The following is a 12,418-nucleotide window of genomic DNA, read 5'->3' as shown; positions in this document are numbered from 1 at the left end:
CTGCGTAGCCATTCGGCCGATGCCTGAGAGCAGGTTATCCCATCAAACTTAATTGCTGTAGGCATGGGAAATGCATATGATAATGCCATTTTATGGATAAATGCCATGACGGCCGCGCCTTTACGCGCCGCTGAGCGCGGACGGAATCGAAATCCACGTAGGAAATGAGATCACGTCGGACCACGGATTGGGCTTCTGTTTAAGTCCGCTCTCTGAACGAGGACTGTGATATCCCACCATCGCTGGCCTCCACCGCATTAAATCGCTGAAGCCCCACCCAGCGACCAGGCGTCACGCCATAGGCCTTCTTGAAATGCCGGATGAAATGCGCCTGATCGGCAAAGCCCGTCGCGGCTGCCACGTCGGCAAAGCTTTCGCCCTCGCCCATCAGCGCCTTGGCCTGCTGCAGCCGCCGCATCAGCATGTAGCGGTGCGGGCTGGTGGCAAAGGCCGTGCGGAAATGCCGTGACAGGGTGAAACGATCGAGGCCGGTAATGCCCTCTAGTTCGCCCGAGCGCACCGGCCTCAGCGCATGCGCTTCCAGATAATCGCGCGCCACCCTCACCTGTTTCCAGGCAACAGCGCCCAAGGTCCGTCGGCGCACCTGCGAATGCCGTGACAGGCTACCCGCCACGCGGCTCACGAAATCATCGACGAAGAGTTCGTCCAGCTCCCGGTCGAGTTCGCCGAGTGCGGCAAGCAGCACCTGCGCTAGCGCACCATCGGCGATCACAGGCTGGTCGACGAAGGGAAGCCCGATCTTTTCCGCCTCCAGGCATTCCATCAGCAGCGCCGGCTCCATGTAGAGCATGCGGTAGTGCAGTCCGTCTGCGGTTCCCGCCCCGCCGTCGTGCTCTTCGTCCGGATGCAAGACGATCACCTGCCCCGGCAGACTGAAGCGCCGTTCGCCGCGATAGGTGAAGGTCTGCACGCCGTGCAGGGTGACACCGAGTGCATAGGTATCGTGTCGATGTGGCTCGAACATATTGCCGGAGAACTGCGCCTCGATACGCTCGATACCCGGAAAAGCCGGCGCAGTCAGGATGCCGCTACCGGAGGGCGCGGCCAGCATGCCGCTGCCCCCAGGCGCGGACAGCATGCCGCTGCCGACCTGCGGCTCGCACAAACGTTCAAGACCCTCGAAGACTTGCGGCGTTAGATCTTGGCTCAACGCGTTTGCGATACCCTGATGAAAGACACTGGAATGTTTGATACCAAAATTGCGATCGTCCTGCGAAACAATCTTGCCGGCTGGCAGAAGCTGAATGTCACAGCCTTCCTTTCGACGGGCATCGCCGGGCAATATCCCGAAATCATCGGCGAGCCCTACAAGGACCGCGCCGGCAACCTCTATAACCCGCTATCGATCCAGCCGATCATCGTCTTGTCGGCCGACGAAACGACGATATCGACCATCCACCGCCGCGCGCTGGAGCGCGAGGTGACCTCATCCGTCTTTATCGAGGAAATGTTTGCAACCGGCCACGATGCGGCCAACCGCGCCGTCTTCGCCGAATACGCCCCCGATGATGCCAAGGTCGTCGGCATTGCGCTCAGGGCTGACAAGAAGATCGTCGACAAGATCACCAAGGGTGCGACGATGCAGCATTGAGATAGGCGAACGAAAAAGAAAAGGCCGGGTGAATGACCTGGCCTCTTCTTGCTTGGAAAGCTTCCGGTCAGCCCTGGGTGATCGGTGCGATCTGGATTTCGACACGGCGGTTCTGGGCGCGGCCGGCTTCGGTCGCATTGGAAGCGACCGGCTGCGACGGACCGAAGCCGACTGCCGAAACGCGGCGGCCATCGATGCCCTGGCCCTGCAGGTAGCTCGCAACCGAGTAGGCGCGGCGCTCCGACAGATCCTGGTTATGCTGGAGGCTGCCGGTGGAATCCGTATGGCCGTTAATGTCGATGAGCGTGCGGTTGAACTTGCGCAGCACGATCGCCACCGAATTCAGCGTCGGGTAGAAGCCCGGCTTCACCGCATCCTGGTCGATATCGAAGGTGATGTTCGACGGCATGTTGAGGATGATGTTGTCGCCCTGGCGGGTGACGGAAATGCCGGTGCCTTCGAGCTGGGCACGAAGCTCGGCTTCCTGCTGGTCCATGTAGTTGCCGATTGCGCCGCCGGCGAGAGCGCCGATGCCGGCGCCGATCAGCGCGGCATTGCGCTTGCCGTGGCCACCGCCGCCGACGGCGACACCGACGAGAGCACCGCCGAGCGCGCCGAGAGCGGCACCGCCGGCGGTATTGGATACCTTCTGCTCACCAGTATAGGGATCGGTCGTCGTGCAAGCCGAGAGGTAACTCGCCGCAACGGCCAGAAGGATGAATTTCTTGATCATGGACAGGAGGTTCTCCGTTCGAAGCTGGTGCGAGCAGATATTAGGGAATGCGGCAACAAGATGAAGATATCAGTCTGATAAGCCAAATTGCCCATGGGAAACATGGCCCTGTTGCAGCCGCGCACCGATATCACCAGCTTTATTGGCAAACCGCAGAGCTTGCCTCAATCGAGCCTGCGGCGTTTGGCATAGGCCGCCCGCGCCTCGTCCATGCGTGCGGAGTTTGCGACGACCCACTCGGCAAGCCCCCGAACCGGATCCAGGAACTCGCGGCCGAGATCCGTCAGCGCATATTCGACCTGCGGCGGCGTTGTAGGCGTGACGGTCCGGGAAACGAAACCGTTCTCCTCCAGCTCCCTGAGCGTCGATGCCAGAACCTTCTGGCTGATTTCGCCGACTTCACGGCGCAGAGCGTTGAAGCGGAGCGGACCGTGACCCAGCACGCGCACCACCAGTAGGCTCCACTTGTCGCTGATGCGCGCCAGCATGCGGCTGATGTGATCGCAGGCGCGGACCTGTCCGCAGCCGTCGACGGCTTCACAGGGAGCGGTTTCCTCGTGGTTATCTGGTTTCAATAAAGTGCCTCCTTGTGCGCCGCCGCAAACCATTCGTAATCTGGTTACCGTAGGAAACCAGCATACAGGAGGTTACTTTGAATTCTAAGCCCCGTATCGCCGTTATTATCGGCTCCACCCGCCCCACCCGTTTCGCCGATGCGCCGGCACAATGGATTTTGAAACAGGCTCAGGCGCGTGACGACCTCGATGTCGAGCTGATCGATCTGCGCGACCACCCGCTCCCCTTCTTCGAGGAAATGGCGTCGAACTTCTGGATGCCAAGCCAGAATCCGGAAGCGGTCCGCTGGCAGGAAACGATCGGGCGCTTCGACGGCTACATCTTCGTCGTCGCCGAATATAACCATTCGATCACCGGCGTGCTCAAGAACGCGCTCGACCAGGCCTACAAGGAATGGATGCGCAAGCCGTTCACCGCGATCGGCTATGGCGGCACGGGCGCCACGCGCGCGGTCGAACATCTGCGTGGGATCGGCGTCGAGCTTCATATGGTCTCCACCCGCAGTGCCGTGCATATCGGCGGCGGCGACTTCATGGCGATCCATCCGGCCTTCGGCAACAAGCCGATCGAAGAGATCGAGGCGAACCTGCTGCCGACAGCAAAGGCGGCACTCGACGAACTGGTCTGGTGGGCCAAAGCGACGATGGCTGCCAAGGCCGCCTGAAACCTGCGCTTTGCCAAAAAGAAAACCGCGCGGCGAGCATGGCTTGCCGCGCGGTCATGTTCTTGAATTCAGCCTTAGAAGTTCTGGAAGAGCTGACGAATCTTGTCGTAGGAGGCGTTGGCAATATTCAGTGACTGCAGGCCGAGCTGCTGCTGGGTCTGCAATGCCCTGAGCTTGCTCGATTCCGCCTCCATATCGGCATCGACGAGGCGGCCGATGCCCGAGGTGAGGTTGTCGGACAGGTTCTTGGCGAATTCGTCCTGCAGGCTGATGCGCTTTTCCAGTGCGCCGAAGGCAGACCCGACGGTCGTCAGCTGTCCGAGCGCGGCATCGACGACGCTGATCATGTCGCTCAGGTCTTTTTTGCTCGTAGTGGCCGTCAGGCCGATTTCCACCTGGCCGGCCGTATTGCCGTTCTTGCTCTTCGTCAGCACCCAGGTCTGCGTCGTGCCGAGTTCGGTGGCGAAGTAGGCGGACGTCAGCACACCATATTCGCCGGTACCGCCTGCCCGGTCGTCGATCACATAGCGCGCATCCTTGGAGGAAGTCGCGCCGCTCGGCGGGATGTCGATATGGTAGCTCAGCATGCCGACGGATACCGTGCCATCCGAATTACGGATGAAAGAGGCCGGGATCTGGCGCGGCTGCGTCGGCGTGGTGGTGTTGTCGAGAATGATCCAGTTGTCGTTGTTGAAGCCCGCGCCTTCGGAAACGCTGCGTAGCTGCGCTTTCAACTGCTCCAGCTCTTCGCCGACCTTGGTCTTGTCGACGCCCTGCTCCGTAGCGGCGACGAGCTTTGCCTTGATCTCGGTGACGACATCGATGACGCTGTCGACGCCGGCAGATGCCGTTCCCATCGTGGCAGCCGCCATGCCGAGGGCATCCTGAACGGCAGACAGGGCCTTGTTGTCGGAACGCGCTGTCGTTGCGACCGACCAGTAAGCAGCATTGTCCTGGGCTTTTTCGACGCGCAGACCCGTCGTAATGTGGTTCTGCGTCACCGTCATATTCCGATTAATATCGCGCAGCACGTAAAGCGCCGCATCCACGGAGGTGCGCTGATAAATACTCACGGTACGAACTCCAAAACACAACAGGACGCAACTAAACAGGATGTACCGAAATCACACGGACGTTCATGTCCGCCGTCGCTGGAAAATCAGCGCAATGGCCTTCGGAAAAACTGGGGAAGACCGACCGGTTACTGATCGCAATCATTGCCGGTCATGCTTAAAAAACGGCTAAAGTTCAGAAGTAATTTATCTTATTTCACAAGCTTTCATACACCATAGAAACGCCCGCTGGAGAGGTCCGGCGGGCGCTTCCGAAAGTATTGAAAAAGGCTTGTTCGCCCTCTTACTCCGCAGCCTGAAGCTGTTCTTCCGGATCCGGCTTCGGACGCGTCGCATGCGTCATTTCCTCGTGCAGGCGCGCTTCCTCATGGGCATGCGGCTTGGCGAAGCGGGCAATCAGCAGATAGGCGACGGGCGTGATGAACAACGTCACCAGCGTTGCGAAGCCGAGGCCGCCGACGATGACCCAGCCGAGCGCCACACGCGCTTCCGCACCCGCACCGTGGGCAAAGACCAGGGGAACGCCACCAAGAATGGTCGCGATCATCGTCATCATGACTGGACGCAGGCGAAGCGCGCAGGCCTTTTCGATCGACGAGCGCACATCCTCGCCGCGATCGCGCAGCTGATTGGCAAATTCCACGATGAGAATGCCGTTCTTCGCCATCACGCCGACAAGCAGCACGAGGCCGATCTGGCTGTAGATGTTGAGGCTGGAGCCGGTGATGATGAGCGCAAAGACGGCGCAGGCAAGGCCGAGCGGCACCGTCGACATGATGATCAGCGACGACAGGACGCTCTCGAACTGGGCCGCCAGCACCAGGAAGATGATGACGATCGCAAAGCCGAAGGTCAGCGCCATGCCGCTGGAATTCTCTTCGAGCGTTGCGGCTTCTGCAAGCGGCAGCAGGCGGGCGCCGGGCGGTAAGAGCGGCGCTGCCATCTGCGTGACGTTCTTCACCGCATCGCCGAGCGACATGCCGTCCTTGAGACCGGCGGTGATCGCCACGGACGCGAGCTGCTGTTCGCGGTTGAGCTGCGGGGCGACCGAGCCTTCCTTCAGCGAAGCGATGACCGACATCGGCACGATCTTGCCGTCGCCCGTCTTCAGGAAGACGTTTTCAAGATCGGTCGGATCGTCGATCGGCCGCATCGTCGAAGTCAGAAGCACCGGATAGGATTCACCATTGACGAAGACATCGACCACCGATCGTCCCTCGAGCAGTGACTGGATGGCGGTCGAAAGCCCGGTGATATCGATACCGAGATCGGAGGCCCGTTCGCGGTCGACAGCGACGGAGACTTGCGCCTGCGACGGTTCGTTGGTCAGGCGCGGCGTATCGTACTGGCCGCTGGCGTCGAGCTGCTGCACCAGCTTGGCGGCAGCCGCCGTCAGCGCCTCGTGGTCGTTGCCGATCAGCGCCATCTGAAGACCGCTGCCGGCGCCGCGGATGCGCAGGCTGTTCGACGAGATCGCATTGCCGCGCAGCGCCGGCACCTTTGACGCAGCCTGGTTGATGTCGCGCACGATCTCGGCCTGCGTGCGGTGGCGCTCGCCCCAGGGGGCCAGCGTCAGCACCATGAAACCGCTGTTGGAAGCGCCGCCCTGGCCGGAGATCGAGAAGACGTTCCTGATATCGCCGCTGTCGACGAGCGGCTGAAGGTATTCCTCCACCAGCTGCAGCTTGTCGCGCGTATATTCGAGGCTGGAGCCCTGCGGCGTCGTCAGCCGCATCATCACCATGGCGCGGTCTTCCTCCGGCGTCAGCTCGCTCTTGACCGTGCCGAAAGCGACAACGGCTGCAGCGCCGAAAATGAGCGAGAAGACGATGACGACAACAGGCGCGCCCAGGCAGGCATGCAGCGCCCATTTATAAATGCTGGCGAAGGCCTCGCCGAAGCGGCCGAGCAGCCCGTGATCCTCGATCATCGGCTTGGTCAGCAATCGCGAGGCGAGCATCGGACACAGCGTCAGCGCCACGATCGACGACAGGCCGACCGAGAAGGCCAGCACGAAGCCGAACTCGCGGAACAGGCCGCCCACCTGCCCCGGCAGGAAGGACAGCGGAATGAAGACGGCAGCGAGCGTGGCCGTCGTCGCGATGACAGCGAAGAACACTTCGCGCGTGCCGAGCACGGCCGCCGCGCGCGGCCCCATGCCCTCGGAACGGCGGCGCACGATGTTTTCGAGCACCACGATGGCGTCGTCGACCACGAGACCGGTCGCCAGCACGATCGCAAGCAGCGTCAGGATGTTGATCGAGAAGCCGACCATATAGATCGCCGCGAGTGTCCCGATCAGCGCCACCGGCATCGAGACGGACGGGATCAGCGTCGCGCGCCAGTCGCGCAGGAAGAGATAGATGACGACGGTGACGATGACCGCCGACAAAAGCAGCGCCAGCACGACTTCGTGGATCGCACCCTCGATGAACACGGCGTCATCGCTGGTGATCGCGATCGTCGTGCCCTTCGGCAGCGTCTTGGAAAGCTGGTCGACGGCCGCGTGAATGCCGGTGGAAATATTCAGCGTATTCGACTGTGCCTGACGAATGATGCCGAGACCGATGCCCGGCTTGCCGTTGGAGCGTAGCGCCGTCTCTCCGTCGCGCGGTCCGAGTGTGACGGTCGCAACGTCGCCGAGGCGCACATTGTGTTGCAGGATGACATTCTGGAAGTCTTCGGGCGTCTGCAGGCTGGCGGTAGCGCGCACCACGATATCCTGCATCGGGCTCTTCAGCGAACCGGCCGGCACATCGAGCGCGGCATTGTCGAGCGCCTTGGTGAGATCGCCGATGGTCAGCCCGCGGCTTGCAAGCGCGCCCTGATCGACGTCGACGCGGAAGACCTTTTCCTGATCGCCGTATTCCTCGACATCGGCAACGCCATCGACAGAGGCCAGGCGATCGACCACCTCGTTCTCGACGAGCAATGTCAGATCGTCCATGTTGAGCGTATCCGACGTCACCGCAAGGCGCATGATCGCCGAGGAATCCGAGTCAGCCTTGACGATCTGCGGCGGATCCGCCTCATCGGGCAGGTTCTGGGCGATGCGTCCGATCGCGTCGCGCACGTCGTTGGCGGCAACGGCCAGATCGATGGAATCGGAAAATTCCAGCGTCACACGGCTCTGGCCGAACTGGGAACTGGAAGAGATGGATTTGAGACCGCTGACACGCGCAACCGCGCCTTCGATGACCTTGGTCAGCTCCTGGTCGATCGTCTGCGGCGAAGCGCCGTCGAAGGTCGTGCGCACGGTTACCACCGGCCGGTCGACATCGGGCAACTCGCGCACTTCGACGCCGACATAGGCCGCAAGACCGGCCACCACCATCAGCGTGTTGAAGACCAGCGCCAGGATCGGGCGGCGCACGAAGAGCGCAGTGAAGGTCGCCTTGCCGGATTCCGGTCTGTCGTGAGGGATTTCGGTCACGGTCATTGGGAGGCGACCTTGCCATTGGCGGCGATATCGGTCGCCACACGCACAGCACCGTTCTCGCGCACGCGCTGCAGGCCCTGCGTGACGATCTGGTCGCCATCATCAAGGTCAGCCTTGACCAGCACATAATCCGGATTGCGCTGCACGACCGTGACCCGTACCTTGTGCGACTTGTCGTCGGTCACCCGCCAGACGAAGGAGCCCTGAGCATCCCACTGCACGGAGAGCGGGTTGACGGCCGGGTATTTATCGCCGGCAAATTTCATGCTGACCGAAAAGGACATGCCGGCGCGCAGCTCGTCAGAGCTGTTGTCGATCCGTCCCCGCAGACGCAGCGTGCGGCTTGCCGCGTCGATGCGGTTGTCGACCGCTTCCAGCACTCCTGAAAAGATCTTGCCCGGCCGCGCCACGGACGTTGCCTCGACCGCCTGGCCGACAGAAACCGTATTGGCGAAACGCTCCGGCACCCAGTAGTCGACGAGGATTTCCGTGCGGTCGTCGAGCGTCACGATCGGCGTCGAGGTCGTGACGTTGTCGCCGATATTGACCGGCACGATGCCGACGATACCGTCGATGGGCGCGACGATGTTGCGGCGCGTGAGATTGAGCTCGGCGGCCTGCAGCTGCAGCCGCGCATTCTGCTCGGCGATCTCGGAATCGAAGACGTCCATGCGCGACACGCTGGACTTGATATTGTGGTAGAGGCTGGATTTCTCGAGCGCGCTGTTCAGCGCCACCTGCGCCTGCCCCTGGGCAATGACCTGCTCCTCGCTGTCGAGCTTGGCGAGAACCTGACCCTGCTTGACCATATCGCCCGACTTGATGAGGATTTCGCGGATCGTGCCGGTGGCCTGCGGCGTGACCGCGACGGAGCGGATCGCGTCGCCCGTGCCGATCGCGTTCAGCCGGTCGTTGACGACGCCCTGTACCACGGCCTGGGTGACGACGAGAACGGAAGCATTGCGTCCACCACCGCCTTCGCCGCCGTTACGACGACCCTGCCCTTGCCCCTGGCCGCCCTGACCTTGGCCGCCGCCGCCCTGCGCCTGCCGCACACCGGGATCGGCCGTTTCATTGGCCTTGGGGGTGATCATGGAGACGAGATTGTCGGGAATTCCGGCATTGCGCATCGTATCGCCCGCGCCGGGCACAAAGTATACCCACGCGGCAAAGCCGGCGATAATCACGACAACGCAAAGTAAAAACTGCTTCCAAAAGGGCATCCACGTCTCCGGAGGGACTCGAGGTTAGACCAGGGTCGGTCGAAAGAGGCGTTGCGGGACAACCAGTCCCGTCAGGTGCGACAATATCGCACCTTTCCCCGGCCGGCAGCAAGCGTAACCACCCGTCATTACAGAATTGTAATATCAGCAAAGATTGAAAATAACCCGCCCGCTCACTTTTACTTGAGCGGTGCCGGGAGAGCAGTTCCAGCGGAAGTGCGCAGCGATTTTGCGTCCGGAACTGCGCAAGAAAAGAGATAGTCCCCTAGATACGCCTCTCCCGCCGCCACGTGCCGGGCGACACCCCATGCAGCGCCGTGAAGACCCGTGTCAGATGGCTCTGGTCGGCAAAGCCGCAGGCGACCGCAATCTCGGCGATGGAGGCCGTGCCGAGCAGCATCTGCCGCGCCTTCTCCGCCCGGTATTCCATGAGCCAGCGATGCGGCGTGCGGCCGGTGGATTTCTTGAAGGCGCGGATGAAATAGCTGGTCGACAACCCGCATTGCGCCGCGACATCAGATATCGTCGCCTCCCGCGCCGTCAGCGAGGCGAGGAACCCCGTCGCCATGTTGAGCTGGCGTGCTGAAAGCCCGCTGCTGCGTTCGACCGGCAGATTGATCTTGCCGTAGCGCGTCACCAGATGCGCCTGCAGCGCCAGCAGGACATGATCGATGAAAAGAGCGCTTGCATGCGCCGGCTGGCTGAGCGCCGGCAGGAGTGCCATTGCGAGCCCCTGCACGACCGGATCGAGCTGCCCCTGCCCGCAATCGAGCCCGTTAAAGCCGGAACGCCCCGCCTCGTAGCTGAAATCGGAAAGCCCCTGCCGGGTTATATTGAAACGCATGTTGTCGAAGGAGGAGCGATGATGGCAGCGCCACTCCTCCCCGAGATCGGTGATCGCCAGCGCACCTGCCGGATGGCCGCCGTCATGAACGAGCTTGCCGCGGCGCCAGAGGCGATGATTGTCGAAGGGCTTCAGCTGGGCGATGACGCTGAAAGCCTCCGCCTGGGGAATCGGCCCGCTCTCATCATGATCGGAGCTGTTGCTGCGCACACGCACGATCGACACCGCACCGGCCTGAAGCAATGAAATCTGTGGCCGAGACGCCAATTCAATCACCCCGTTTTCAATTGCCTCCCGCTGTCACAATTACATCACTCCCCCTCAAAATCCACTGACAGAATTGAACGGCAGCCCCGTCTCCGAAGCTGCCGTCCACTCTGGTCACGCCGCCTCGCAGGTTCAGGCTGCTTCCTGGAACGCCTTTTCCAGTGTTGCGATATCGAGCTTGACCATCTGCAGCATCGCCTCGGTCATTTTTTTGGCATTGCCTTTGCGCGCGCCGCTCATCATCTCGGCCAGCGCCTTGGGCACAATCTGCCAGGAAAGACCCCAGCGATCCCTGAGCCAGCCGCAATGTTCGGTCGTCCCGCCATTGGCAAGAAAACCATCCCAGATGCGGTCGAGCTCCGCCTGATCTTCGCAGATAACCTGTATCGAGTAGGCATGATTGAACGGTTCGAACGGTCCGGCCCGCATGGCGACGAAGCTTTGCCCGCCGAGCGTGAACTGGATGATCTCCACGCTGCCGGGAGGGCCGCTTGGCGTTTCCGCCGGCACGATGGTGATCTCACCGATCGAGGAATTGGGAACGAGCGAGACATAGAATTCGACCGCCTCGCGGGCGCCTTCGGCAAACCAGAGATGCGAGATGACCTTGACCATGAAACATCCTCCTTTTGGTCGTCGTTCACTGCTCTAGGACGCGTGAACTCTGCCCATGCCGACAAGGCACCACAATATTTTTTGGGCTCCCTTTCCGGTCTCTCAGGGGCTTCCCGCATATCTCCGCAACCGAGAGCAATTTTCGACAAAAGAGGGTCAGAACCAACAATCTGATTTGGCTTTTGCCAAGTAGGTTCGCCGTCAATTCGCGCCCCTGCACTTGCGGGAAAGCGATGCTGGCCGATGCCCGCAAGCTCCGATAGCGGGCGCTCGGCGGTCCAATTCCTGCCTTCAAGGCCTCATGACCAGGGAGAACGATAGTGTCCAAATATCTTGAAGTCCTCACACCCCAGAACAGCCAGCTGATCTTCATCGACCAGCAGCCGCAGATGGCCTTCGGCGTGCAGTCCATCGACCGCCAGACTTTGAAGAATAATGTCGTCGGCCTCGCCAAGGCCGCCAAGACCTTCAAGGTGCCGACATCAATCACCACGGTCGAAACCGAGGCCTTCTCCGGCAACACTTATCCGGAATTGCTCGCCGTCTTCCCCGAAAACACGATTCTCGAACGCTCCTCGATGAACTCCTGGGATGACCAGAACGTCCGTGACGCCCTGGCGAAGAATGCCGCCAACGGCCGCAAGAAGGTCGTCGTCTCAGGCCTCTGGACCGAAGTCTGCAACACCACCTTCGCGCTCTCCTGCATGCACGACACCGATTACGAGATCTACATGGTCGCCGATGCCTCGGGCGGCACGTCTGCCGATGCGCACAAATACGCCATGGACCGCATGGTCCAAGCCGGCTGCGTTCCCGTCACCTGGCAGCAAGTGCTCTTGGAATGGCAGCGCGACTGGGCACGCCGCCAAACCTACGACGCCGTCACTGCTATCGTGAAGGAACATTCCGGTGCCTACGGCATGGGCGTCGATTACGCCTACACCCATGTCCACAAGGCGCCCGAGCGCGTCAAGCATGGCGAGCGCATCGGCCCGAACCCTGCCAAGTGAGCTTGATCGGCGGGAGCGGCGCGCCCGCTTCCGCCCACCACTGCATGCCGAAATGAATCGAGGACACCATGAAAATCTATCTCCTCTCCCTCGGAGCCGGCCTTCTCGTCGGCATCGTCTACAGCCTGCTCAACGTCCGCTCGCCGGCCCCGCCGGTCATAGCGCTCGTCGGCCTGCTCGGCATCCTCGTCGGCGAGCAGGTCATCCCGTTCGCCAAGACGCTGATCAACAAGGAGCCGGCGGCTGTCTCGTGGCTGAACCAGATCAAGCCGCACATGTTCGGCCACCTGCCGAAGGGCGGCCAGCTCTCAGACATCAAGGCCGCCGCCATCAAGCCTTCCGACAAGGTCTGATACCCGCTC

At 61.6% G+C, this 12,418-nt stretch carries 12 protein-coding genes; 4 read left to right on the top strand and 8 right to left on the bottom strand.

From position 1 onward, the window contains the following. Positions 1–199: 199 nt before the first annotated feature. The gene (locus FHT87_RS17225) at positions 200–1,171 is read right to left on the bottom strand and encodes an AraC family transcriptional regulator (protein ID WP_183803502.1); all 972 of its coding nucleotides are present in this window, start codon (positions 1,169–1,171) and stop codon (positions 200–202) included. A 33-nt stretch (positions 1,172–1,204) separates the two neighbouring features. Between FHT87_RS17225 and FHT87_RS17220 the strand changes: the two genes are divergently transcribed. Then, positions 1,205–1,612 (top strand): DUF2000 family protein, encoded by a 408-nt coding sequence (locus FHT87_RS17220; RefSeq protein WP_183736000.1) that lies wholly within the window; start codon positions 1,205–1,207, stop codon positions 1,610–1,612. A 67-nt stretch (positions 1,613–1,679) separates the two neighbouring features. Here the strand turns inward: FHT87_RS17220 and FHT87_RS17215 are convergent, their stop codons facing one another. Both FHT87_RS17215 and FHT87_RS17210 read right to left on the bottom strand, forming a co-directional pair. Further along, a complete protein-coding gene (locus tag FHT87_RS17215) occupies positions 1,680–2,345 on the bottom strand; it encodes an OmpA family protein (RefSeq protein WP_183735999.1) in 666 nt (221 codons plus the stop codon). Positions 2,346–2,509: 164 nt separating this feature from the next. Further along, positions 2,510–2,920, bottom strand: a complete 411-nt coding sequence (locus FHT87_RS17210) for a helix-turn-helix domain-containing protein (protein ID WP_183803499.1) — start codon at positions 2,918–2,920, stop codon at positions 2,510–2,512. A 77-nt stretch (positions 2,921–2,997) separates the two neighbouring features. Between FHT87_RS17210 and FHT87_RS17205 the strand changes: the two genes are divergently transcribed. Next, positions 2,998–3,585: an NAD(P)H-dependent oxidoreductase gene (locus FHT87_RS17205; RefSeq protein ID WP_183735997.1), complete on the top strand. Its 588-nt coding sequence runs from the start codon at positions 2,998–3,000 to the stop codon at positions 3,583–3,585. Positions 3,586–3,659: 74 nt separating this feature from the next. Here the strand turns inward: FHT87_RS17205 and FHT87_RS17200 are convergent, their stop codons facing one another. From FHT87_RS17200 to FHT87_RS17180, 5 genes are all read right to left on the bottom strand, one after another. Further along, positions 3,660–4,658, bottom strand: a complete 999-nt coding sequence (locus tag FHT87_RS17200) for a flagellin (protein ID WP_183803496.1) — start codon at positions 4,656–4,658, stop codon at positions 3,660–3,662. A gap of 283 nt (positions 4,659–4,941) precedes the next feature. Continuing rightward, the gene (locus tag FHT87_RS17195; protein WP_183803492.1) at positions 4,942–8,097 is read right to left on the bottom strand and encodes an efflux RND transporter permease subunit; all 3,156 of its coding nucleotides are present in this window, start codon (positions 8,095–8,097) and stop codon (positions 4,942–4,944) included. Then, entirely contained in the window at positions 8,094–9,320 is a 1,227-nt protein-coding gene (locus FHT87_RS17190) for an efflux RND transporter periplasmic adaptor subunit (protein WP_183803489.1), read from the bottom strand. Before FHT87_RS17190 ends, FHT87_RS17195 begins: the two co-directional genes overlap by 4 nt. 265 nt (positions 9,321–9,585) lie before the next feature. Then, on the bottom strand, positions 9,586–10,389 hold the full coding sequence (locus FHT87_RS17185) for an AraC family transcriptional regulator (RefSeq protein WP_348647670.1): 804 nt from the start codon (positions 10,387–10,389) through the stop codon (positions 9,586–9,588). A gap of 174 nt (positions 10,390–10,563) precedes the next feature. After that, positions 10,564–11,046 (bottom strand): VOC family protein, encoded by a 483-nt coding sequence (locus FHT87_RS17180; protein WP_183735992.1) that lies wholly within the window; start codon positions 11,044–11,046, stop codon positions 10,564–10,566. Positions 11,047–11,366: 320 nt separating this feature from the next. Between FHT87_RS17180 and FHT87_RS17175 the strand changes: the two genes are divergently transcribed. Further along, positions 11,367–12,056: a hydrolase gene (locus FHT87_RS17175; protein WP_183803486.1), complete on the top strand. Its 690-nt coding sequence runs from the start codon at positions 11,367–11,369 to the stop codon at positions 12,054–12,056. Positions 12,057–12,124: 68 nt separating this feature from the next. Further along, a complete protein-coding gene (locus FHT87_RS17170; protein WP_183803483.1) occupies positions 12,125–12,409 on the top strand; it encodes a XapX domain-containing protein in 285 nt (94 codons plus the stop codon). The last annotated feature ends 9 nt before the right edge of the window (positions 12,410–12,418 follow it).

Source organism: Rhizobium sp. BK316, from assembly GCF_014193695.1.
In the GTDB taxonomy this organism is placed as follows: Bacteria; Pseudomonadota; Alphaproteobacteria; order Rhizobiales; family Rhizobiaceae; genus Rhizobium.
The sequence above is the reverse complement of the archived record's forward strand: the minus strand, read 5'-3'. Positions and strand labels throughout refer to the sequence as shown.

Bases quoted from the DNA above. Each gene is read 5' to 3' on its own strand.
- FHT87_RS17220 (WP_183736000.1), top strand. From the start codon at position 1,205: ATGTTTGATACCAAAATTGCGATCGTCCTGCGAAACAATCTTGCCGGC.
- FHT87_RS17215 (WP_183735999.1), bottom strand. From the start codon at position 2,345: ATGATCAAGAAATTCATCCTTCTGGCCGTTGCGGCGAGTTACCTCTCG.
- FHT87_RS17195 (WP_183803492.1), bottom strand. From the start codon at position 8,097: ATGACCGTGACCGAAATCCCTCACGACAGACCGGAATCCGGCAAGGCG.
- FHT87_RS17190 (WP_183803489.1), bottom strand. From the start codon at position 9,320: ATGCCCTTTTGGAAGCAGTTTTTACTTTGCGTTGTCGTGATTATCGCC.
- FHT87_RS17180 (WP_183735992.1), bottom strand. From the start codon at position 11,046: ATGGTCAAGGTCATCTCGCATCTCTGGTTTGCCGAAGGCGCCCGCGAG.
- FHT87_RS17170 (WP_183803483.1), top strand. From the start codon at position 12,125: ATGAAAATCTATCTCCTCTCCCTCGGAGCCGGCCTTCTCGTCGGCATC.